This window comes from Streptomyces sp. NPDC052016, from assembly GCF_044548445.1.
In the GTDB taxonomy this organism is placed as follows: domain Bacteria; phylum Actinomycetota; class Actinomycetes; order Streptomycetales; family Streptomycetaceae; genus Streptomyces.
Map to the genome: position 1 here is coordinate 48,400 of NZ_JBIUBX010000020.1, position 20,906 is coordinate 69,305.

Annotated in this window: 22 protein-coding genes; 9 read left to right on the plus strand and 13 right to left on the minus strand. The window is 74.9% G+C overall.

What is annotated here, in order from left to right:
• Positions 1 to 31: 31 nt before the first annotated feature.
• From ACIHAR_RS24535 to ACIHAR_RS24570, 8 genes are read right to left on the minus strand one after another with little or no spacing between them, the layout of a single operon-like run.
• Entirely contained in the window at positions 32 to 1,183 is a 1,152-nt protein-coding gene (locus ACIHAR_RS24535) for a GNAT family N-acetyltransferase (protein WP_400021829.1), read from the minus strand.
• Positions 1,180 to 1,836, minus strand: a complete 657-nt coding sequence (locus tag ACIHAR_RS24540) for a lipopolysaccharide biosynthesis protein (protein ID WP_400021831.1) — start codon at positions 1,834 to 1,836, stop codon at positions 1,180 to 1,182. The genes ACIHAR_RS24535 and ACIHAR_RS24540 overlap by 4 nt, the downstream gene beginning before the upstream one ends.
• Positions 1,833 to 2,999 carry a glycosyltransferase gene (locus ACIHAR_RS24545; protein ID WP_400021833.1) on the minus strand — a complete coding sequence of 389 codons (1,167 nt, stop codon included), beginning with the start codon at positions 2,997 to 2,999 and terminating at the stop codon, positions 1,833 to 1,835. Before ACIHAR_RS24545 ends, ACIHAR_RS24540 begins: the two co-directional genes overlap by 4 nt.
• Positions 2,996 to 3,736: a polysaccharide deacetylase family protein gene (locus ACIHAR_RS24550; RefSeq protein WP_400021835.1), complete on the minus strand. Its 741-nt coding sequence runs from the start codon at positions 3,734 to 3,736 to the stop codon at positions 2,996 to 2,998. Before ACIHAR_RS24550 ends, ACIHAR_RS24545 begins: the two co-directional genes overlap by 4 nt.
• Positions 3,720 to 5,513: a murein biosynthesis integral membrane protein MurJ gene (murJ, locus tag ACIHAR_RS24555; RefSeq protein WP_400021837.1), complete on the minus strand. Its 1,794-nt coding sequence runs from the start codon at positions 5,511 to 5,513 to the stop codon at positions 3,720 to 3,722. The genes ACIHAR_RS24550 and murJ overlap by 17 nt, the downstream gene beginning before the upstream one ends.
• Positions 5,510 to 6,823 (minus strand): O-antigen ligase family protein, encoded by a 1,314-nt coding sequence (locus ACIHAR_RS24560; RefSeq protein WP_400021839.1) that lies wholly within the window; start codon positions 6,821 to 6,823, stop codon positions 5,510 to 5,512. The genes murJ and ACIHAR_RS24560 overlap by 4 nt, the downstream gene beginning before the upstream one ends.
• A gap of 8 nt (positions 6,824 to 6,831) precedes the next feature.
• Entirely contained in the window at positions 6,832 to 8,256 is a 1,425-nt protein-coding gene (locus ACIHAR_RS24565; protein ID WP_400021841.1) for an exopolysaccharide biosynthesis polyprenyl glycosylphosphotransferase, read from the minus strand.
• Positions 8,253 to 9,443 carry a glycosyltransferase gene (locus ACIHAR_RS24570; RefSeq protein ID WP_400021843.1) on the minus strand — a complete coding sequence of 397 codons (1,191 nt, stop codon included), beginning with the start codon at positions 9,441 to 9,443 and terminating at the stop codon, positions 8,253 to 8,255. The genes ACIHAR_RS24565 and ACIHAR_RS24570 overlap by 4 nt, the downstream gene beginning before the upstream one ends.
• Positions 9,444 to 9,982: 539 nt before the next feature.
• Between ACIHAR_RS24570 and ACIHAR_RS24575 the strand changes: the two genes are divergently transcribed.
• The 8 genes from ACIHAR_RS24575 to ACIHAR_RS24610 all read left to right on the plus strand — a co-directional run bounded on the left by ACIHAR_RS24575 (position 9,983) and on the right by ACIHAR_RS24610 (position 15,180).
• On the plus strand, positions 9,983 to 10,222 hold the full coding sequence (locus ACIHAR_RS24575; protein WP_388759082.1) for a chaplin: 240 nt from the start codon (positions 9,983 to 9,985) through the stop codon (positions 10,220 to 10,222).
• A gap of 246 nt (positions 10,223 to 10,468) precedes the next feature.
• Positions 10,469 to 11,341, plus strand: a complete 873-nt coding sequence (locus ACIHAR_RS24580) for a hypothetical protein (RefSeq protein ID WP_400021845.1) — start codon at positions 10,469 to 10,471, stop codon at positions 11,339 to 11,341.
• 205 nt (positions 11,342 to 11,546) lie between these two features.
• Entirely contained in the window at positions 11,547 to 11,837 is a 291-nt protein-coding gene (locus tag ACIHAR_RS24585) for a hypothetical protein (RefSeq protein ID WP_400021847.1), read from the plus strand.
• Between the two features lie 177 nt (positions 11,838 to 12,014).
• Positions 12,015 to 12,515: a DUF5949 family protein gene (locus ACIHAR_RS24590; RefSeq protein WP_400021849.1), complete on the plus strand. Its 501-nt coding sequence runs from the start codon at positions 12,015 to 12,017 to the stop codon at positions 12,513 to 12,515.
• The gene (locus tag ACIHAR_RS24595) at positions 12,515 to 13,099 is read left to right on the plus strand and encodes a vitamin K epoxide reductase family protein (protein WP_400021850.1); all 585 of its coding nucleotides are present in this window, start codon (positions 12,515 to 12,517) and stop codon (positions 13,097 to 13,099) included. Before ACIHAR_RS24590 ends, ACIHAR_RS24595 begins: the two co-directional genes overlap by 1 nt.
• Positions 13,100 to 13,225: 126 nt before the next feature.
• A complete protein-coding gene (locus ACIHAR_RS24600) occupies positions 13,226 to 13,747 on the plus strand; it encodes a hypothetical protein (RefSeq protein WP_400021852.1) in 522 nt (173 codons plus the stop codon).
• A 118-nt stretch (positions 13,748 to 13,865) separates the two neighbouring features.
• A complete protein-coding gene (locus ACIHAR_RS24605) occupies positions 13,866 to 14,330 on the plus strand; it encodes a tyrosinase cofactor (RefSeq protein WP_400021854.1) in 465 nt (154 codons plus the stop codon).
• Entirely contained in the window at positions 14,314 to 15,180 is an 867-nt protein-coding gene (locus ACIHAR_RS24610; protein WP_400021856.1) for a tyrosinase family protein, read from the plus strand. Before ACIHAR_RS24605 ends, ACIHAR_RS24610 begins: the two co-directional genes overlap by 17 nt.
• Positions 15,181 to 15,291: 111 nt before the next feature.
• Here the strand turns inward: ACIHAR_RS24610 and ACIHAR_RS24615 are convergent, their stop codons facing one another.
• From ACIHAR_RS24615 to ACIHAR_RS24630, 4 genes are all read right to left on the minus strand, one after another.
• Entirely contained in the window at positions 15,292 to 15,627 is a 336-nt protein-coding gene (locus ACIHAR_RS24615; protein WP_400021858.1) for a chaplin, read from the minus strand.
• Between the two features lie 137 nt (positions 15,628 to 15,764).
• A complete protein-coding gene (locus tag ACIHAR_RS24620; protein ID WP_384655717.1) occupies positions 15,765 to 16,070 on the minus strand; it encodes an acyl carrier protein in 306 nt (101 codons plus the stop codon).
• On the minus strand, positions 16,067 to 17,248 hold the full coding sequence (locus ACIHAR_RS24625; RefSeq protein WP_400021860.1) for an HAD-IIIC family phosphatase: 1,182 nt from the start codon (positions 17,246 to 17,248) through the stop codon (positions 16,067 to 16,069). The genes ACIHAR_RS24620 and ACIHAR_RS24625 overlap by 4 nt, the downstream gene beginning before the upstream one ends.
• On the minus strand, positions 17,245 to 19,077 hold the full coding sequence (locus ACIHAR_RS24630) for a GNAT family N-acetyltransferase (RefSeq protein ID WP_400021862.1): 1,833 nt from the start codon (positions 19,075 to 19,077) through the stop codon (positions 17,245 to 17,247). Before ACIHAR_RS24630 ends, ACIHAR_RS24625 begins: the two co-directional genes overlap by 4 nt.
• A gap of 483 nt (positions 19,078 to 19,560) precedes the next feature.
• Between ACIHAR_RS24630 and ACIHAR_RS24635 the strand changes: the two genes are divergently transcribed.
• Complete coding sequence (locus tag ACIHAR_RS24635) at positions 19,561 to 19,941, plus strand: S-adenosylmethionine decarboxylase (protein ID WP_365462163.1); 381 nt, start codon at positions 19,561 to 19,563, stop codon at positions 19,939 to 19,941.
• A 42-nt stretch (positions 19,942 to 19,983) separates the two neighbouring features.
• Here the strand turns inward: ACIHAR_RS24635 and ACIHAR_RS24640 are convergent, their stop codons facing one another.
• Positions 19,984 to 20,826: an alpha/beta hydrolase gene (locus tag ACIHAR_RS24640; RefSeq protein WP_365462165.1), complete on the minus strand. Its 843-nt coding sequence runs from the start codon at positions 20,824 to 20,826 to the stop codon at positions 19,984 to 19,986.
• Positions 20,827 to 20,906 lie beyond the last annotated feature (80 nt).

Genomic DNA, 20,906 nt, shown 5'->3' on the forward strand with positions numbered 1-20,906 from the left:
CCGGCACGCCCGCGGTGGCGGCAGGCCCCCGTCAGGACCCGCCGCCACCGTCACGCCTCTCACGTCCCCGACGCCCCCGGCGCTCGCCGCGCTCCTTGTTCTCCTCCCAGCGGCGCAGCAGCTCCTTGCCGCGCCGCCGCACGGCCACGTCGCAGACCACCGCCGACATCAGCGGGGCGGTGGGCCGGCGGGCCAGCAGCAGCCGCTGGTTGACGACCGGTTCGGGACGCCAGTGATGTTTGTACGGCTCGTTGCCGCGCAGCAGGCTGAGCGTGCCGTGCCCGGCGCCGCGACTGTGCTCGGAGCAGGCGTCGAGCAGCATCACCGCCACGTCCGCCTTGCGTTCGCGCAGCCGCGGATGGGCGCCGTACAGGTAACCGCCCGCCAGACGGCGGGAGAGCAGGGTCAGGTCGACGGCCACCACGTCGTCGTCGAGCCGGAACTCGGTGACCACCGCGTCCCCGGAGCGCACCATCGGCCCGACCGAGCGCACCAGGTGCTCGCAGAACCGCGACTGCAGGTGCTCGCCGGTCACCTTCCGCCCCTGCCACTGCAGCCGGTGCAGTTCGAGGAGGCGGCGCAGGGCGCCGTCCACCTCGTCGGCGTGGACGACGCGGCGTTCGACGCCGAGCGCGGTCAGCCTGCGCAGCTTGGCCCGCACCCGCTGGGCCTTCGCCGACGGCAGCCGGGCCACCAGCTCGTCCATCGGGACGGCCGGCAGCTCCAGGCACACCGAGTCGCTCATCCGCCGCCGCGGCCCGTGCCAGCGCTCGTACACCTGCTCCACCGCTCCGCCCGGCCGGACCTCGCGGAAGTCGAGCAGCGCGGTGCGGGCGGCCGCCGCGAGCCCCTCGGTGAGCGCGGCGACGGCCCGCTCCCCGTGCTCGTCGTCGACCAGCACGTCCCCGTAGTCGGAGATCGCGCCGCCGAGCGGCACCAGCGCGGGCAGCGGACGGCGCACGGCCATCAGCGGCGCGACGGCGACGAGGTCACCGCCGGCCCGCACCAGCAGCAGCCGCAGCCGGCCGCGTCTGCCGTACGACAGCCACCACGAGTACTGCCAGGCGTGGCTCTGGAACGGGGTGGCCGTCGCGCACCGCCGGTACAGCCGCCCCCAGGCGGGCGCGAGGTCGGCGAAGTCCCTCTCCGACGTGAGGAGTTCCGCCGTGTACGCCGCTTTCACAGCGCTCCGCGGGCGTCCGCGGCGACGGCGGGGCCCGGCACGGCGGCCGGGCGGCCGTCCTCCTGGCGGTCGCCCTTCGGGCGCACCAGCAGCGCCAGTCCGCCGAGCAGCCCGCCCGCGCTCGCGCCCACCAGCCCGGTCACCGTCCATGACGCCGACGAGGGCTCGGCCGGCGTGACCGCACGGGCGAACTGCTGGAGTTCGACGTCGGTGGTGGCCTGGGAGTCCTCGGCGTGCCGGGTCAGCGCGCGGGAGACCGCGTTGGCCATGTCGGCGGCCGTGTCGGCGCGCGTGGAGGTCGCGGTGATCGCGACCATCGGCGCGTCCGGCGAGGTCGCCGTCCGCACACTGCTGCGCAGTGTCCGCACCGGCACGCCCGCCCACACCTGCGCGTCCCCGAGCACCGCGAGCTGGGTGGCGACGCGGCCGTAGGCCTGCGCGAAGCCCAGCGCGGTCGCCGGGTCGGATTTCTCCGTCGGGACGGCGACGACGTAGGCCGTGGCCGAGTAGACGGGCGGCTTGACGGCGCCGTACGCGCCGCCCAGGAGGCCGCCCGCGAGGGCGCCGGCGGCGAGCAGGGACCACGGCGGGAGCGCCTTGACGCGGGGCCGGACACCGGACCGCCGGTGCGGCCGGGGGAGGTTGTCGGTCATGAGGTGGTGACTTCCTGGGATGACGGGGACGACGGGGCCGACCGGGGCTGTGGGGAGACGGTGGCCGCGTACACGTCCATGAGCTGGGCGGCACTGCGGGTGATGGCGTAGTGGTGGGCGGCTTCCGGGGCGGTGCGCGGGCCGGGGCCCCGGCCGCGGGTCTCGGCCAGTGCCGCGGCGAACGCCCCGGGGCCGCCGGGCACGCGCCGGGCGGCGGGTGCCGCGCGCGCGGGCAGGTCCTCCAGCGCGGGGCAGGAGGCGTACACCACGGGCAGGCCCGCGGCGAGGGCCTCCACGATCGCCAGGCCGAACGCCTCCTCCGGGGACGGGGAGGCGAGCACGTCCATCGCGGAGGCGAGGGAGGGCAGGTCCGGGCCGGGGCCGCCGTCCGGGAGACAGGGGCGTTCGCCGGTGAACAGGACGCGGTCGGCGACCCCGCTCTCGTGCGCGGTGCGGCGCAGCACGGTCTCCTCCGGGCCGCCGCCGACGAGCAGCAGCCAGTGGTCCTCCGGGAGTTCGGCCAGGGCGCGGATCAGGACGTCGAAGCGCTTGCCCGGGTGGAGACGGCCGACGCCGCCGATGACGTAGGCGTGGTCCGGCAGGCCGAGGCGCCGGCGGGTGCGGTGGCGCCGCACCGGGTCGAAGCGGAAGCGGGCCAGGTCGATCCCGTTGGGGACGACCTCGATGCGCGGGGCCGGCACGCCCCAGTGGCGCAGGCGGCCGGCGACCGTGGGGGAGACGGCGACCGTCACGCGGCCCAAACGCTCACCGGCGAGGTAGAGCGCGCGGACCCCCGCGGTGAGCCGGCGGCCCTCGAGCTGGGAGTCGCCGAGGGAGTGTTCGGTGGCGACGATCGCGCGCACGCCCGCGAGCCGCGCGGCGACACGGCCGTAGAGGCACGCGCGGTACAGGTGCGTGTGGACGAGGTCGTAGCCGCCGGAACGGATCACCCGGACCAGGCGGGGCAGGGCGGACAGATCGCGGTTGCCCGTCATGCCGAGGTGGACGACGCGCACCCCGTCCTCGGTCAGTCCGTCGGCCACCGCCCCCGGGTTGGTCAGCGTCACGACGTCGCAGTCGACCGGCAGATGCCGCAGCAGCAGCCGCAGTTGCTGCTCGGCACCGCCCACGCCCAGCCCCGTGATGATGTGCAGCGCTTTCACCGCAGCCCCTCCACGGGACGTCGGCGCAGCCGGTGCAGCCGGTACTTCAGCAGCAGCCGGACGGAGGTGTCGTTCTGCCCGACGTGGACGCGCGGCAGGGCGTGCAGGCCGTTGAGCGGACCGGGGTCGATCGCGCAGGCGTACGTGTATCCGGCGTCGCGTACGGCGTCCACGGCCCGCCGGTCGAGCGTCCCGTACGGGTAGCAGAAGCCGGCGGGCTCGGTGCCGAGCAGCTCGGCGAGCGCGGCCCGGCTGTCGACGGTCTCCGTCTTCAGGGTGAGGTCGTCGGCCTCGGTCAGGTCGACGTGGGTCATGCCGTGCGAGCCGACCTCGACGCCCTCGGCGGCCGCCCGCCGGATGCCGTCGGCGGTGAGCAGCGCTTTGCGGGGGCCCAGCGGGTCCCAGGCGTTGTCGCCGCCGAGCCGGCCGGGCAGCACGAACAGGGTGGCGTTGCAGCCGTGGCGGCGCAGCACGGGGAGGGCGCCGGTGAGGAAGTCGGCGTACCCGTCGTCGAAGGTGAGACCGACCAGGTCCCGGCCCTCGCCCCGGGCGCGCGCGGCGAGCAGCTCGGCCACGGAGACGCCCCGCAGCCCGCGCCGCGCGAGCCAGGCGAGTTGCCGCTCCAGCCGCTCGGGCGTGACCGTGATGCGGTACGGGTCGTCGGTGGGGTCGCCCACGGAGTGGTACATCGCCACCCAGGGGACGGGGCCGGGCGCGGTCTCAACGGGAACGGACATACGGCAGCCTTCGGGTCGCGGAACGTACGGATCGGAGTGCGGTGTCGACGCCCTGGTCGCCCAGGGCCCAGCCGAGCAGGACGAAGACGGCGGTCACGGTGAGCGTCCCGGCGGCCAGGCCGGGCACCGGGTCGGCGAACCGGGCCGCCGCGAGCGTCCCGGCGAGCGTGGCGGCCACGGCCGCCCGCAGCGGCCTGCTCAGCTCGTGCAGCACGGGCCGGACGCGGATCGGCACGCTGCGCGGGCCCATGCCGGCCAGCAGCACCAGCGCGGTGACGGTGATGCCGGCCGCGTTGGCGGCGGCGATCCCGTACACCCCCCAGTCCCGCACGCCGAGCGCGCCCAGCACGGCGGTGACGACGATCCCGACGGCCATCGCGCCGAACGGGTACCAGGAGGGGCGCGCCCCCGAGAAGTAGGAGCGGGCCAGCGCGCCGACCAGGGTCTGGCCGAGCAGGCCGAGTGCGTACACCCGCATCACGCCCGCCGTCGCCGCCGTGTCCCCCGCGGTGAACGCGCCCCGCTGGAAGAGCAGTTCGATGATCTGCGGCGCGCAGGCGACGACCGTGGCCGTGCCGAGCAGCACCACGCACGCGGCCAGCGCCACATCCCGCTCCACCCGCGCCCGGGCCCGCTCGGTGTCGCCCTCGGCCAGCGCCCGGGCCACCACCGGGAACGTCACCGTGCACAGCATCAGCGACAGGATCATCGGCATCTGCGCGACCTTCTGCGCGTAGTTCAGGTGCGAGATCGCCCCGGACGGCAGGTGCGAGGCGAGGAACCGTTCGACGAGGACCTGCGACTGCCGGCACAGCGCGAACAGCAGCACGGTCGCCACGACGGCGGCGCCGAGCGGCCGCGGCTCCGTGGCGACCGCGGCCGGGACACCGGCCGACCGCCCGCGCAGCTGCCGCAGCAGCGAGGGCAGTTGCACGGCGACCATCAGCAACCCGCCGACGGCGACCCCGACCGCCGCCGACCGCACCCCCCAGCGTCCGGCGAGGACGAACATCCCGGTGACGATCCCGACGTTGTACGCCACGTAGATCGCCGCGGGCGCCACGAACCGCCGGTGCGCGCGCAGCGCCGCGCTGCAGTACCCGGCGAGCCCGAAGCTCACCACGCAGGTCGCGGTGAGCCGGGTGCAGTCCACGGCGAGTCGGGGGTCGGGCAGGCCGGGGGCCAGGGCCTCGACGAGGTACGGGGCGAGGAGCACGACGAGGACGCCGACCGCGACGAAGGCCAGCGACAGGCGCGGCAGCGTCCCGGCGACCAGGGCGCGGACCGGGTCGCCCGGCGCGCCCTGGGAGCGCCGGGCCAGCGCCACGCTGAACGCCGGGACGAGGGCGAACGCCAGCCCGTCCTCGATGAGCAGCGTGGCCGCGAACTCGGGCACGGTCCACGCCACGAGGAAGGCGTCCGTGTCGCTGCCGGCGCCGAACAGCCGGGCCAGCGCCTGGTCGCGCACCAGCCCGAGCAGGGAGCCGGCGACCGACAGGGCGGCGGTGACGAGAGCCGCCCTGGCGAGGAACCGGCGGGACGGTGGGGGGAGTTCGCCGGCCTCCTCGGACCGCGCGGCGGACCGGACCGGCGAGGTGACCGTCCCGTCGCCCGTCCCGCCGTCCGTCCCGTCGCCCGTGCCGTCGTCCGCGCCGTCGTCCGCGCCGTCGCGCGTGCCGCCGCCCGTGCCGTCGTCCGCTGTGCCGTTCGCGTCGCCGCCCGCGGCATCGGCCGCGTCGCCGTCCGCGCGAGGGGTCCGGGAAGGCGTCACCGTCATCGGGTGAGCTCCTCCTCGCGCCCGCCGCCTCCGGCCAGCGCCCACCAGGCCGCCAGCCCCAGGCTCACCGCGGTCAGCACGGTCGAGGGCCCGCCGATGTCGGCGTACAGGAAGTCGGTGAGCTGCCAGACCAGCAGTCCGGAGGCGACGAGGGCGCAGTCGAGGCCCGGCGCCCGGAGCCGGCGCGTCAGCACCAGCCGGCGCACGGCGCACACCAGCAGCGCCAGCCAGCCGCCCGCCAGCGCCAGGAGGCCGGCGAGGCCCTGTTCGCCGAGGACCAGCAGGTACATGTTGTGCGGGGAGAGCAACGGCTGCCTGCGGAAACCGGCGCCGGCGCCGTCGGTGTCGCTGCCCGCCGACAACGCCAGCGAGGCGTGCGCGTCACGGTGCTCGGGGAAGCCCTTCAACCCGACTCCGGTGAGCGGCTGGTCGCGCCACATGCCGACCGACGCCGCCCACATGGTGTACCGGTCGGTGACCGACCGGTCGGGGGCGTCCGTGACCTGCGTGATGCTGCCGACCCGTTCCTGGAGCATGGCCGTGCCGACGCCGAAGCCGCCCACCAGGACCACCCCGGCGGCCGCCACGGCCGCGCCCACCCGCAGCGCCCGCCGCATCCCGGCCAGCGCGAGCTGCACCGAGCAGGTCACCGCGGTCGCGATCCACGCGCCCCGGCTGAAGGACAGCGCCAGCGGCAGGAGGAGGGCGAGGGCGCAGGCGGTGGCGACGATCCGCTGCCGTAGGGGGGAGCGGCCGAGGGCCAGCCCCACCGCGCAGACCAGGCCGAAGGACACGACCGTCGCCATGCCCATCACGTCCTGCGACCCGAAGGTGCCGACCGCCCGGATCTGTTCCCCCTGGTAGGACGCGCCGGTCCCGGTGACGTACTGGTGGACGCCGACCGCCCCCTGCCACCCCGCGAGCCCCACGAACGACCAGGCCAGCAGGCGGAAGTCGGCACGGTCGCGGATCAGCAGCAGCACCGCCGCGGGTACCAGGACGAAGACCTGGAGGTAGCGGCCCAGGCCGGTGATACCGGCGCCCGGCGAGGTCGAGCCCATCGCGGCGAGCGCGAGGCCCGCGACGGGCAGCCCGAGGATCACGGCGGCGGTACGGGACAGGGGGCGCCGCCGCTGCCGCAGCAGGCGGACCGCGCAGAACAGCACGACCAGTGCGGACAGCACGTCGGCCGGACCGGCGCCGCCCTCGCCGCCGGGGGAGACCGGCAGCGCGAGCAGGGCGACCACGGCGACGACGGGCAGCACCGGCGACAGGGTCCGGGCGCGGGGCGGGGGCGCGGCGAGGCTCATCGGACGGTTCAGCTCCCGGTCGGTCGCACGAGGGCGGCCGCGGTGCGCAGCAGGATGCAGACGTCCTGCCACAGCGACCAGTTGTCGATGTAGGCGTTGTCGAAGCGGGCCCGGTCCTCGATCGAGGTGTCGCCGCGCAGCCCGTGGATCTGGGCGAGGCCCGTGATCCCGGTGCGCATGCGGTGGCGGGCCGCGTAGCCGGGGTAGGTCTGGCTGAACTGCCCGACGAAGTAGGGGCGTTCGGGCCGTGGCCCGACCAGGCTCATGTCGCCCCGCAGGACGTTCCACAGCTGGAGCAGCTCGTCCAGCGAGGTCTGGCGCAGGAAGCGGCAGAAGGGGTTCATCTGCTGCTCTCCGGCCACGCTCCACCGGGTCGCGGACTCGTGCTCGTCGGCCGGGCGGTGGGTGCGGAACTTCAGCAGCGTGAACGGCAGTCCGCCCTTGCCGATGCGCTCCTGCCGGAACACCACGCCCGGCCCGCCGGTCAGCCGCAGGACCACCGCGCACACCAGCAGCAGCGGGCTGACCAGCAGCAGCAGCGTCCCGGAGACCACGATGTCCAGCAGCCGCTTGCCGAAGCCGTCCCGGCGCCGGAGCCCCGGGTCCAGGCGCCGGCAGGCGAATCCGGCGAGCTGCTCGTGGCTCGCGCACGCGGGGCCGTCGGCGTCGACCTCCCACACCGTGCACCCCGACTCGGCGAGCGCCTGCAGCAGCGGGCCCTGCGTGGTGCGCACCGAGGGGTGCACGCACAGGACGTCCTGCACGCCGTTCTGGATGAGCGCCCGCTGCACCTCCTCGCCGGTGGTGAGCACGGGCAGTCCCTCGCCCCCGGCCAGGTGGTCGGGGCGTTCCGCGACGACGCCCACCGGCCGCACCCCGTACCGCGGGTGGCGCAGGACGGCGGCCGCCACGCGCTGTGCGGTGGCCGCCGGGCCGACGACGAGCGCGGCGCGCGGGCGGCGCAGCAGCGCCCGGCGCCGCCGCAGGTGGACGACCGCGCGGCCGGAGCAGGCGGTCACGGTCTGCACCGCGCAACCGAGGACCAGGGTCCGCGCGGAGAGCGCGTGGGCGGGCGCGTACGCCGCGACGAGCGCCCCCAGTGCCAGCCAGCACACCGCGGTCCGGCCGCAGACGGCGGGCAGCTCGTCCAGCACTCCGTGGACCGGCCGTGACCGGCGCAGGAGCGGTGACGTCGCCGCCACCACCAGCAGGACGACCAGCAGCGGATGGCGCTGCGCCGCGGTCAGTGCCAGCGCGCCCACGAGGGCGGCGAGACCGTCGGCGAGCAGCAGGGGCAGCGGCGAGGCGGGCCGCGCCGGGGGCCGCCTCGCCGGGAACGGGAACTCCGCTCCGCTCCCGCTCCGCGGCATCACCGAGACCGGTGAGTATCCGGGGTCGGCGCCGGGGGAGGGGACGGTGCTTTCCGCAGTCACGAGTGGATGGACTCCCTGCTCTCGGTGGGCGTGACGGATGCCGTCGCTCCGGCCGCGGCCGACCGCCGCCCGAGCACTTCGCGGTAGACGTCCGCGATCGCCGCGGCCGTGCGCCGCACGTCGTGCGTGGACAGCACGTGGCGGCGCCCCTGGTCGCCCAGCGACTCACGCAGCGCGGGGTCGAGCAGCAGGCGGGTGACGGCCGCGGCCAGTGCCGCCGGGTCCTCCGGAGGCGCCAGGCAGGGCGCCGCGAGCGCGGCCGGCAGGCTCTCCCGGGCGCCGTCCACGTCGGTCACCACCACGGGCCGCCCGCAGGCCAGCGCCTCCAGCGGGGCCAGGGCCATGCCCTCCCAGCGCGAGGGCAGCACCACCAGATCGGCGGCCTGGTACCAGGGGACGACATCGGTGACGGCCCCCGCGAACACCACGGACCGGGGGGCCCGGGAGCGCAGCCCCGCGCGGTCGGGCCCGTCCCCCACGAGCACGAGCCGGGCGCCGGGCACCCTGCCCGCGACGGCCTCCCACGCCCGGAGCAGCACGTCCTGCCCCTTCTGCCGGCACAGCCGCCCCACGCACACCACCAGCGGGGCGGCGGGGTCGGCGTCCGGCAGGAGCGCGGTGCGCACGCCGGCGGCGGGCGCCGGCCGGAAGCGGCCGGTGTCGATGCCGTTGGGGACGACGCTCCACCGCCCGGCGATCCCGGAGCGCACGCCGGTCGCGCGCTCGGCCTCGCTCACGCACACCACACGGTCGGTCCAGCGCGCCCCGAACCGCTCCCAGGAGAGGGCCAGGGCCGCGGTGGTCCCGCCGACCGCCTCGAAGGACCAGGCGTGCGGCTGGAACACGGTCGGGATCCGCCCGCGCACCGCGAGCCGTCCGGCGAGCCCGGCCTTCGCGCTGTGCGCGTGCACCAGGTGGGGACTCACCCGTGCGAGCACCCGCGCCAGCCGCCGCACCTCGCCCGGCAGCGAGGGCCCCGGGGCGCGCGTGGCCTCCCACCGCCGTACGTCCGCGCCCAGGGCCCGCAGGTCTCCGGCGAGCGTGCTGTCGGGGCAGGCGACGGTGACGTGCAGCCCGGCGGCGAGCTGAGCCCGCGCCAGGTCGGTCACGACGCGGGCGACTCCGCCGTCCACGGGTTGGGTGAGGTGCAGGACCCGGGACCCGACGTCGGGCTCTGGCTGGTGCATCGCGCGGTTTCCTCGCTCACGGTGTCGCTCGGGACGGGCGGGAACGCGCCTGGTGCCTTCCGTGTGTCGACGGCGACGAACTGTGCGCCGGCCCACGCCGCGTCCCGCCGGGGAACGAGCCGGGAGCCCGGCTGGTCACCGCCGAGCCGCAAACTCGCGCCGGGTTCGAACAAACGGGAGCGGCGGCCGAGGGCCCGCGCGCACGCCGGGACGCGCGCCGCCGGAGCCGCCCCCGGGGCGCTGATCTTGGGATTCGCCGCGTCAGCCCCCGGACGGGCACCGCCGGCGGACCGCCGCAGGGGCCTCGGGGACCCGTCGAAGGAACGCGCGAATCACCCGAACGGCCGCAGCCGTCCGTGGCCCCCCGATTGACGGCCGACGCGCCGACCGGCGATTTCCGGCGAACAGGCCGGAATGTAAACCCGATGCACCGGAACATCACTCGCTCGGCGGCACAACCCCGGGCGGCGTCGCGCGTTGACCCAGCGCCGGGCATCCCCGCCCAGGTGTTGTGTCACATCTCCAAGGAGCACCTCTCCATGTCGCGTATCGCGAAGGGCCTGGCCCTGACCTCCGTTGCCGCCGCGGCCGTTGCCGGCACCTCCGGCATCGCCGCCGCCGACAGTGGCGCGAACGGTCTCGCCGAGCACTCCCCGGGCGTGGTGTCGGGCAACGTCGTCCAGATTCCTCTGCACGTCCCGATCAACGTCTGCGGCAACACCGTCAACCTGGTCGGCCTGCTGAACCCGGCGTTCGGCAACAGCTGCGCCAACGTCTGACCTCGACCCGACCGAAGTCGCGACGTCCCGACCGCCGAACGGCCGCCCTCCCGCCAGGAGGGCGGCCGTTCGGCGGTCGCCACGAATGGGGCACGCGCGGCGGCCCGGCCCGGCGCGGTCCAACCGGCGGCCCTGTGAAGGGAGTACGGCGCCGACGCCCGGCGCTCCGCGCCGTCGATCGGTTGCGACGGGTAACACCGGCTTCCACGGTGGTTCAGCGACCTGACCCACAGCGAAAGGAACCCCATGCGCGGCCTGCCCGTTCGGCGTCTCGCTTCCCCCGCTCTCTGCGCCGCCCTCGTCCTCGGCGCCGCCGTCCCCACCGCCCTCGCGGTCGACGGCGACACGAGCCGTGAGCGCACCCACGCGGCCTCCCGGACGCCCGTCCCCGGCGCGGACGCGCTCCTCACCCAGCTCGACGGGCTGGGCGACCTCGGGGCCGTCCTCGCCCCGGTCACCGAACTCCTCGACACCGCGCTGAAGGCCGACGACGGCCAGCTGAGCGCCGCGCAGGCGCAGCAGCTCAGCGAGGCCGTCGAGGAAGCCGTCGCCCAACTCGTGCCGGCTGCCCCGGTGACCACGCCGGCCGCCCCCGTGACCCCGACCGACACGACGGCTTCGGACGCCGCCGCCCCGGACACGGCTGCGACGGACCCCGCCACGGCGGCCACCGGCACGGCGGTGTCGAACACGTCCGACGCGACGGTGACGAACACGTCGGTGACGACCACGACGGGCACCGGTGCGACCGCGACCGACACGGCCGTGGCGGCGACCGGCACCCTCCCCGCCGGCACGCTGCCCACGCTCACGCGCGACGGTGACGACGCCAAGAAGCCGACCCCGGTCGCCGACCTGCGGGCCGACGCGCTCACCGACCTGCGCGAGGCGCTCGACAAGCTGCTCGCGGCCGCCACCTCCGGCGGCGCCGACCAGGTCCTCCCGGCGGCCACGGCCGTGGTGACCGGCCTGGTCAACCTGCTCGCCGCGACGGTGCTGGACGGCGGCCTGCCCGCCCCGGACCTGCCCGGCCTGCCGAAGCTGCCCACCGCCCCGGTGGCGTCCGCGCAGCCGGTCACCCCGCCGCAGGCGCCGACCACCGCGGTCCCCGCCTCCTGACGGCCCGGTCCCTTTCCCCGGCCTCGGTTCCGCACTCCGGCGCACGCGCCCCCTCCCCCTCGTCCGGGGGCCTCGCCGGGGTGCGGGAATTTTCCGCCACGGGGTTTCCGCACCCGAGGGGGATCGTTAGGCACGGCGTCAGAAAGTCCAGGTGACCGGCGGCGCCGAGGCGCCGAGCCGCCCAGCCGCCGAGGAAAGGAACCCGATGAAGTCCCTGAAGGCCGCCGTCGTCGTCGCAGGATCCCTGGTGATCGCCGGTGCCGCCGCACCCGCGTTCGCCCACGACTCCGCCGACCTGACGCCCACCAGCCTCAACGGCGCCCTGAACAAGCTCACCGAGGGCGGCTACTCCCTCGAGGCGATGCCGCTGCAGCAGCAGTCGGACGCGCTCGACACCGAGAACGAGGACTCCGTGCTCAGCACCGTCAAGGAGACGACGGGCACGCTCAACGAGGCCCACGCCCCGTTGCTCGGCGGGCTGCCCCTGCAGGGCTGACGCCCCGTTCGAAGGCATTCCGCAGGGCCGGCTCCGTACCGAACGGACCGGCCCTCGGCGCTGTTCGAGGCGGTCCCACGGCGCGCGTCCCTCGTTCGTGTGGAGCACCCGCGGAGGGTCCTCCGCCCGGGTGAGAAGCCACCCGGACGGCTCCGCACACGCCGGTAAGGTCGCGCGGTGACCTCAACCTCAAGCGCAACCCGCCCCTTCGGCGTGTCCGACCTGGGCACACTCGTCGTGCTGCCGTGGAGCGGCGAGGCCTCCGACGGCGGCGACATGCCCTACCTCCTCGCCTACTCCCTCGGCGACGCGGCGGGCGGCCCCGAGGCCTCGGCGGCCGCCGTCGAGCGCCTGCTCCGCACGAACGGCCTGCCCGTCGGCGGCGACCTGATCGACGGCACCGAGCGGCCGAGCCTGCCGGTCGGCCTGCTCGTCGAGGCCGGCCGGGCCGTCCTGACCCTGCCGGGCCTCAGCGCCCAGTGCGCGCCGCCGCCCGAGTGGCTCGCCGCGGCTCGGCAGCGCGGCTACGCCTACCTCGTCTTCACCACCCGCCCGTGGCCCGAGGCCGCCCCCGGCGAGCCCGTCGCGCCGGAGGCCCTGGCCGCCTTCGCGGGCGCCGAGGAGACCCTCGCCGACGCCGCGCACGTCATCCTGCCCGCCCGCGGCCTGCGCGGCTGATGCGGCCGGCCGCGGGCGCCGGACGCGGACTCGCCCTGCTGCTCGTCCTCACGGGCGCGGCGGGGCTGCTGGCCTCCTGGGTCATCACCCTCGACAAGTTCAAGCTGCTGGAGGACCCCGGCTTCACCCCGGGATGCAGTCTGAACCCCGTGCTGTCCTGCGGCAGCGTCATGGAGAGCGACCAGGCCGCGGCATTCGGGTTCCCCAACCCGATGCTCGGCCTGGTGGCCTACGGAATCGTCGTCTGCGTCGGCGTCGACCTGCTGGCCGGCGCCGTCCTTCCCCGCTGGTACTGGCTGACCTTCACCGCCGGCTGTCTCTTCGGCGTCGGGTTCGTGTCCTGGCTGCAGTTCGAGTCGCTGTACCGGATCAACGCCCTGTGCCTGTGGTGCTGCCTGGCCTGGATCGCCACCACCGTCCTCTTCTGGTACGTCGTCTCCTTCGGCGTGCGCAACGGATTCCTGCCCGCGCCGCCGGGGCTGCGCGCCTTCCTCTCCGGGTTCACCTGGGTCCTCCCCGTGGCGCACCTCGGGGTCGTCGCCGTGCTGGTCCTGACCCGCTGGTGGGATTTCTGGACGAGCTGACCTTCATCGGTCGGACTACTGCTGCACCCGGGCGAATTGCGCGCCGACACGGTCTGATGGCGATTCCCGGCTCGTTACCCGGTACGCACGCACCGCATCCCTCCGCACCGAGAAAGGCCCGTACCGATGAAGCCGACCATCCGAGGAACCCTTGCCGCCGTGCTCACGTGTGTGGCGGCCGCGGCCGGCGCCGCCGTGGCGACCCCCGCCGCCGCGGTCGGCACGGTTCCCGTCCCCGTACCGCTGGACGCCGCCGAGAAGTCCCTCCACATGGAGCTGCCCGAGATCCGCGGTGAGATCCCGGTGCCGGCGCCGGGCACGTACGAGGGTCCGCGGTACGTCGAGGGCCGGCTCCTCCCGGAGCGCACCGTCCCGCAGCTCCCGCTCGAGGCGGGGCTGCCCGGCGCGACCGTGCGCGCGCCCGTGCCGGAGGTCCTCGGGGACGACCACGGCCACGTCGGCGTCAGCGCCCCCGCCTCCGACCTGCGCACCCTCGGTCCCGGCCTCGGGCCGGACGCCCCGCTCACGCCGCCCCACCCGGACAACTCCGGCCTGCCCGCCCTGAAACTGCCGCAGGCCGGCCTGGAGTCCCCGGCGGTCCAGGCGGTGCCGGGCGGAGTGAACGTCGTGAGGGGTCCGGGGCGGTAGTCAGGCCACGCACGGACGACACAGGCCCGGACGGCGGTCCGGGCCTGTCGCTTTCCGTGACCAGGGAGGCCGCCGGGCGGTTACCGCTGTGAAGATCCGAACCGGACGAGGAGACATCATGGTCGTGAGTGACGACGGAACAGCCGTGAACACCGTGCAGGTGAGCGTGGGGAGACGCAGAGGCCGCAGGGACGTGGTGAGGGGGCTGCTCGGCGCGGCCGCCGCGCTGGCGCTCGCCCCGGTCGTCGCCGCCTCCCGGCCCAGACCCACCCAGGGCGGCCGGGCCGACGCCGCCTTCGACGAGACCTACCGCGGCCGGCGCCTCCGCGGCGTCCTCCTCCCGTCGGTCCGCTCGGGCGACGGCGCCCGCTGGGAGGTCACGGTCGACGGCCGTCCGCTGCACCTCATGCGCCGCGCCGACGGCACCTGGCTGAGCATGGTCGACCACTACGCCTCCTACGCCACCCCGCTCGAGGCGACCCGCGCCGCCGTCGACGAGCTGGGCCCCGGGGAGATGCTGCGCGACCTCGGTTCCGCGGGCGGCCGCACGCACACGGGGGGACACCATGGTCTACACCCGTAAGAACGTCAGCACCCTCACCGAGGGCGAGCGGCGCCGGTTCGTGATGGCGATGCTGGAGGTCAAACGGCGTGGCGAGTACGACGAGTTCGTGCGCACGCACATCGACTACTACGTGTCCGACGGCGAGGGCCGCCTGCGCACGGCCCACATGGCGCCCTCCTTCCTGCCCTGGCACCGCCGCTTCCTGCTGGATCTGGAGAACGCGCTGCGGCGGGTCGACTCCTTGGTCACGTTGCCGTACTGGGACTGGACCAAGGACCGCACCACCACCTCGGCGCCCTGGACCGAGGACCTCCTCGGCGGCAACGGGCGGCGCTCCGACCGCCAGGTGACGACCGGGCCGTTCGCGTACGCCACCGGCAACTGGACGCTCAGGGAGGGCGTGACCGACACGGAGTTCCTCACCCGGGACCTGGGGCGTTCCCGTGGCCCCATCGACCTGCCCACGAGGGACGACCTGGAGTGGGCGATGAAGGACCCGGTCTACGACGTCTCGCCCTGGAACTCCACCTCGGCGCGGGGCTTCCGCAACAGGCTGGAGGGATGGGGGAGCGGACAGGGCAGCGCCGCGTGGCGCAACCACAACCGGGTGCACCGGTGGGTCGGCGGGGCCATGGTCGGCGGCGCCTCCGTCAACGACCCGGTGTTCTGGCTGCACCACGCCTTCATCGACATGCTCTGGTCGCGCTGGCAGCACCGCCACCGCGACCACCACTACCTGCCCGCCGAACCGCCGGACCCGGGCACCTCGCAGCACGGCCGGGTCGTCGCCCGGCACGAGAAGATGCCGCCGTGGGACGTGACACCGGACGAGATGCAGTACATCGGGCGGATCTACCGGTACGCCTGAGCCCTTGTGGCCCCGCTCCGGCGGTACGGCCGCCCGGGCGGGGCCGAACAGGGGAGAGCCCCGGCGCTCGAGGTGCCGGGGCTCTCCTCACAGGGTGTTCGCGTACGGACGTCAGCCGCCGTAGCCGCCGTCGCCCGAGTGGTCGCCGCCGTTCTTGTCCTCGCCGTCGCCCTTGTCGTGACCCTCGTCGTGGCCCTTGTCGTGCTTGTCGGCGTTGACGCAGGTGTTGCCGAAGGCGGGGTTCAGCAGACCGATGATGCTGACGGTGTTGCCGCAGATGTTGATCGGCGCGTGCACCGGCACCTGGACGACGTTGCCGGACACGGCGCCCGGCGACCCGACGGCCGCGCCCTGCGCGCCCGTGCCCGCCATGGCCACGCCGGCCCCGCTGACCACCACGGCGCCGGTTCCCATGGCGACGGCGGCTGCCTTCGCGATGCGAGACATCACGTTCTCCTTAGTGAATCGGTTCGCGCGGCGGCAGGGGGCGCCGCCGCACTTCCCGTTCAACGCCGCGTGTCCTGGCAGGTCACGGCGGTGCCGCGCGGATCACCCTCGGCGCACACGAGGAGCTGCGCCGCTGGTCAGCGGGCCGGGAGGTGCGCCGTGACGAAGTCGGTGAGGGTGGCGACGGACTGCAGGCTGTCCAGGCTCAGGTCCAGGGCGGCCACGTCGACGCCGTACCGCTTGTCGATCGTGCCGAGGAGGGTCACGCCGGCGAGCGAGGTGAGTCCGATCTCCGGGCCGAAGAGGTCGGTGTCGGCGGGGAGTTCCGCGACGACGACGGGATCCAGGCGCGCGGCCTCGGCGATCATCGCGCGGAGCTCCCGTTCCACCGATGCCCGGTCTGCGGAGGAGGGTGTGGGGGCGGGAGCCGGGAGGTCCGTCACGCTTCGGCGTCCTTTCGGGTGGAGACGTGCAGCCACGCGGGGGGCGTCGGCAGGTCGCCGTGGAGGCTCCGGCCGAGGACCGCCGGTCGCGCGGTGGGGGCGGGGGCGGCCGCGGCGGTGGTTCGGGTGGTGCCGCCGGGCTCCGGGGTGGTCGTGGCCTCCGGGCCCGCGGTGGCGTCCGTGCGGCGCAGGCCCGCCTGGCGCAGCAGGATCCGCATCTCCAGGTTGGCGTCGGTCGGGCGCAGGGTCACCCGGAACTCCTCGGCGCCCGCCTCGCGGGCCCGTCCCATCAGCCAGAAGAGGAACGCGGCGGCGGCCCCCCGCCCGGCGACCCGGCAGGACAGCGCCAGCAGCGGAACCGACCAGGTGCCCGGGGCGCCGCGGTCGACCAGCGCGGCCCCGATGATCCCGTACTCGCCGAAGCGGTCGGTCATCCGGGCGGTGTACAGCTCGTGTCCCTCCGAGGCGGCCAGCGCGCGCAGCCGCTCCGGGCTCAGGCCGGAGGAGTTCAGACGGTGGGTGCGGGCGGCCAGTTCGAGAGCGCGGGGGACCTCCCGCGCCGCCGCCGCGCCGACGGTGAGCCGCATCCCGCACCAGCGCAGGAACTCCTCCCGGGTGCCCCGGAACCGTTCGCCCTCGGCCCGGCGGGTCTCCTCGGTGCGGTAGCGGCGCACCCGCTCCCGCGACTCCGGGGTGACCTCCCGGCCCTCGAACGCGGACAGCAGCGCGGGCACGTCCTGCGGGTCCAGCGTGCGCACGCCCGGCAGCAGGGCCTCCACCTCGGCACGCTCGTACGGCGAGTCGTCGACCAGGACCAGTGCCTCCACCGCGATCCCGAGGTTCTCGGCGATCCGGCGCAGGGACTCGCTCTTGTCCTGCCAGGACACCTGCGGCGCGAGGAAGCGCTCGCGCAGCTCCGGTACGGCGTTCAGCCGGTCCAGGACCGCGGGCGCGCTGCGGCTCGCGAGGCTGCTGAGCACGCCGCGCGCCGCCAGCGCGTCGATCGCGGCCAGCATCGCGGGCCGGGGGACGGGCAGGTCGTCGGTGGGCGACTCCACCGCGATCTCGTCCCACAGCGTGCCGTCCAGATCCCAGACGACGCACTTGACCCGGTCGGGGTCGAACCCGCTCGCGCCCGTCACGGCCGTCTCCCCGGTGGTGCTCGTGCTGCCGGTCATCGGGTGCCCTCCTCCGGGAGGCGCAGCTTCATCGTCAGGGTGGCGGGGTCGAAGCCGAACTTGCGGTAGACCGTGCGCATCGGCACGTTCCCGACGTGGACGCGGCCGACCACCTCCGTGATGCCGTTCGCCATGCAGAACTCCAGGCCCGCGGTGAGCAGCAGTTCCGCCACGTCGCCGCGGTTGTCCAGCGGGGCGACGGCGAGGGAGCGGAAGTTGGCGTAGCGGTCGCCGGTCATCGCGTTCTGGTTGATGCTCACCCAGAGCCAGCCGACGGCCTCCTCGCCGGGGCGGTGGGCGACGATCATGCCCTCCTTCGACTTCTCCATGGCACGGCCCAGCCGGGACGCCCACCGCGCGGGGTCGTCGACGGCGTCCTCGCCGAAGGAGACACGGGCGATCTCGGCCTCGAACGCGCCGATGGCCGGCAGGTCCCGCTCGTCGGCCTGGCGGGTGCGGTAGGGCTCGGCCCGCTCCTCCAGGGCCGCGCGGTCCTCGGGCGTCGGGGGGTGCCAGCCGGGTCGCCGGGCGGACGGGGCGGCGGATGCGGCGGGCGTGGGCGCGGGGGACGCAGGCGCGGCCGGTGCGGACACGGCGGGTGCGGGGGCGGGCGCCTGCGCGGGTGCCGGTGCGGGAGCGGGCGCCGCGGGCGTCTGTGCGGATGCGGGTACCGGGGCGGCCGGTTCCTCGGCCGCGACCAGGCGGCCGGGACGGAAGGGGCCCTTGCCGCACCGGGGGCAGCCCTCCTCGCGCAGCGCGGCGACCGCGGTCCAGCGGGCGCCGGGGCCGACGCGGACCTGGGCGCCGCAGGCCACGCACTCGTACTCGCGCTGCCGGGTGCGCTTGTCGCCGGTGTAGAGGGGGCCGCCGTAGTCGCCCTGCCGGGAGGCGGTCGAGGTGGTGGTGAGGAGGTGCTGGAAGAAGCCGACCCCGCCCAGGATGCCGCTGCCCTCGTACTCGTTGAAGTTGCGGATGTAGCCGTTGGTGACCAGGCCGAGGGCCATGATCTCGCGCTGCACCTCGAGCATCTCGTCGGGGCTCTTGCCGCCGAAGGAGAAGAAGATGCTGTGCGCGGGTCCGGGCCGCAGCCCCTCCACGGCGCGTGACAGGAACAGCCGGGCGCCCTCGGGGGTGTAGGGCGGGTCCGTCATCGCCACGTCGAAGCCGCCGTGCAGCTCGGCGGGCAGCGGCCGGCGCAGATCGTGCTCGACCGTCTCGACGCGGGTGCCGAGTCCGGCCGACACCTTCCTGATGTAGGCGAGGATCTCGGGCGAGATGTCCACGACGGTCACCCGCTCGACGATCGGGGAGCCGAGGACGTCGCCCACGACGGCCACGGCCAGGGAGACGAGGTCGTCGTCCCCGACCAGCAGCAGGGAACCGCCCGGCAGCGCGCCCGCCGCGAGCAGCGCCAGGACCCGGCGCACCTTGGTCTCGGGCGTGCAGTGGGACTGGTCGATCGCCATGTCGGCGGCGGGACCGGACTCCATGACGGAACGCAGCCGGCGTACGGCCTCGTCCAGCACGGAGGGGATGACCAGCTCGCGGCCGTCGCAGGTGGTGCAGGTGGCGTCGAGGACCAGGTCCATGCCGAGCTGGGCCACGACGTCCAGCCCCGCCGGGGTCAGCCGGGAGGGGCGCTCCTTGGTGACCAGGTCCCGGCGGCGCAGCTCGTTGCCCACGGCGGCCACGATGGGGACGGGCAGGCCGGTGGCGCGGCTGAGGTCCTTCGTGGAGGCGGGAGCCAGGCGGCGCAGGGCGCGAAGGACGGACCGCACCCCGGGCGGGCCCTCCTGGAGCCGAACGGCGTCCGCGACGTCCGCGAGCACTTGATCGACGGTGGTACTCCTGCGGTGTCGAGGCGCGTTTTTCACAATGCTGCTCCGGGCGGGCTGTACGGAATCCAGGAGTATCGAGTATACGGGCTGGCGGTGGGTCGACCCGAATCGGTGCGGCGATGCGGAGTCCGGGAACGGCGGGAAGGAATGCGACGTGGTTTTTCGGGGAGTTTCCCGAAATTCCTTCAGGGGTCACGGCCGGGGAATTCCAGGAAATTCAGACCGGAAGTCGGGGAGACGCTCGCCGAACATTGAGGGTGCGGGTTCCGTCCCGCTTTGCCGTCGGCCCCGGAGCGGATCCCGACGCCCGGCCCCGACGCCGTGCGCGCGAGGGCCGGGGAGTGGCCCGGATGCTACCCTGGGCATCACCGAGCGCCGTTTGTCGGCCTCGCCACCTTCCGCTTCGGCCGCGCGGACCAGCGCACATCTATGTGAAAGGAGACGGGGGCAGCGGTTTGCGACCCCCGGTTCCCCATGACCAATCCCGCCAGCCTCGCCACCGAGGGCATAAACGTCGACGATTTGTGCTCCTACGCCGTCGACGTATGGGTGAGCGATCACAGCATCCTGACCGACGAACAGCGCCTCCTGCAGGTGCTGCGCACGGCCGCCGAAAAGGGAAACGCCCAGGTTCTCGGTGAAGCCTCGCACGTGTTCCCGAATGGCGCCGTCACCGCCATTCTGCTGCTTTCCGCTTCGCATCTCAGTATTCACACCTGGCCGGAATTCAGCCTGGCCAACGTCGACCTCCTCGCCTACGGCCGGCTGAACGGCGAGCGGATGATGCAGAGCGTGGAGCTCGGTCTGTCGCCGACGAAAATCAACGTGACGCGCATGCTGCGCGCCGTTCACTGACACCGGATCCACCGACGCGCGGTGCGCCGGCACGCCGTTCCGTCACAGCCACCCCGACAGGGACTCGACGAACGCGTCGAAACGGTCGCGGTGGATGGCGTGCGGCGCGTCGGGCACCGTGCGCACCTCGAAGCCGCGTCGCACCAGGTCCGCCCTCATCTCCGCGCTGACGAGCAGGCTCGGGTCGGACACCTGGACCAGGGACGGCACCAGGGCCGTGTCCGGGGTGTGGTCGACGAGCCGGTGGGAGGAGAGGGCGAGGGCGCTGGTCTCGTCCCAGCAGCCGAGAGCCTGTTGTTCCAGGGCGATGCGATCGGCTTCGCCGACCCGGCGGAAGACGCCGCCGCCCACACCGAGGACGCCGCCGTCGGCGCCGCCCTCCCCGCCGCCGATCACCGATCCGCCGTTCGCGCGTCCGCCGCTCGGCAGTGGGTCGTTCGCCGCCCGGTCGCTGATCCGCCGGGCGGTCACCGCCGGGCGGGCGAAGCTGGTGAGAAGCCGGGGAGAGCGTTTGAAGAGCGTGAAGAGGGCCGGGTCCAGCCGGCCGTCGGACCCGGCCAGCCGCCAGGCCGGCTCCGAGTAGACCGCACGGGCCGGCGCCAGTTCCTCCACCGCCAGCGCCAGGGCCAGCGCGCCCAGCGAATGGCCCAGCGCCAGTTCGGGACGGCGGGGGAGCGTGTCCAGCAGGTCCTCGGCGAAGAGCCGGGGAGCGTACGCCCCGCGGGCGCTGGCTCCGTGGCCGCGCAGATCCACGGCGAGCACGCGGTACCCCCGGTCCGTCAGGACCGGCACCAGGTCGTGCCAGGTGCGGTGGTCGGCCATGATGCCGTGGACGAGGACGGCGACGCGTTCACCCGTTCCCCACTCCCGTGTGTGCAGGCGCATCCGGCTTTCCCCTTTGTCTTGGTATGGGTGGTCGTCGTGCGGGGCGAGCAGGAGTGTAGGCCGTGACGGTGGGCCGCGGG

Excerpts from the sequence above, each read along its gene's own strand:
- ACIHAR_RS24610 (WP_400021856.1), top strand. The coding sequence starts at position 14,314 with ATGGTCTACACCCGTAAGAACGTCAGCACCCTCACCGAGGGCGAGCGG.
- murJ (WP_400021837.1), bottom strand. The coding sequence starts at position 5,513 with ATGACGGTGACGCCTTCCCGGACCCCTCGCGCGGACGGCGACGCGGCC.
- ACIHAR_RS24580 (WP_400021845.1), top strand. The coding sequence starts at position 10,469 with ATGCGCGGCCTGCCCGTTCGGCGTCTCGCTTCCCCCGCTCTCTGCGCC.
- ACIHAR_RS24585 (WP_400021847.1), top strand. The coding sequence starts at position 11,547 with ATGAAGTCCCTGAAGGCCGCCGTCGTCGTCGCAGGATCCCTGGTGATC.
- ACIHAR_RS24615 (WP_400021858.1), bottom strand. The coding sequence starts at position 15,627 with ATGTCTCGCATCGCGAAGGCAGCCGCCGTCGCCATGGGAACCGGCGCC.
- ACIHAR_RS24595 (WP_400021850.1), top strand. The coding sequence starts at position 12,515 with ATGCGGCCGGCCGCGGGCGCCGGACGCGGACTCGCCCTGCTGCTCGTC.
- ACIHAR_RS24640 (WP_365462165.1), bottom strand. The coding sequence starts at position 20,826 with ATGCGCCTGCACACACGGGAGTGGGGAACGGGTGAACGCGTCGCCGTC.
- ACIHAR_RS24575 (WP_388759082.1), top strand. The coding sequence starts at position 9,983 with ATGTCGCGTATCGCGAAGGGCCTGGCCCTGACCTCCGTTGCCGCCGCG.
- ACIHAR_RS24605 (WP_400021854.1), top strand. The coding sequence starts at position 13,866 with ATGGTCGTGAGTGACGACGGAACAGCCGTGAACACCGTGCAGGTGAGC.
- ACIHAR_RS24560 (WP_400021839.1), bottom strand. The coding sequence starts at position 6,823 with ATGAGCCTCGCCGCGCCCCCGCCCCGCGCCCGGACCCTGTCGCCGGTG.
- ACIHAR_RS24635 (WP_365462163.1), top strand. The coding sequence starts at position 19,561 with ATGACCAATCCCGCCAGCCTCGCCACCGAGGGCATAAACGTCGACGAT.
- ACIHAR_RS24625 (WP_400021860.1), bottom strand. The coding sequence starts at position 17,248 with ATGACCGGCAGCACGAGCACCACCGGGGAGACGGCCGTGACGGGCGCG.
- ACIHAR_RS24550 (WP_400021835.1), bottom strand. The coding sequence starts at position 3,736 with ATGTCCGTTCCCGTTGAGACCGCGCCCGGCCCCGTCCCCTGGGTGGCG.
- ACIHAR_RS24600 (WP_400021852.1), top strand. The coding sequence starts at position 13,226 with ATGAAGCCGACCATCCGAGGAACCCTTGCCGCCGTGCTCACGTGTGTG.
- ACIHAR_RS24540 (WP_400021831.1), bottom strand. The coding sequence starts at position 1,836 with ATGACCGACAACCTCCCCCGGCCGCACCGGCGGTCCGGTGTCCGGCCC.
- ACIHAR_RS24570 (WP_400021843.1), bottom strand. The coding sequence starts at position 9,443 with ATGCACCAGCCAGAGCCCGACGTCGGGTCCCGGGTCCTGCACCTCACC.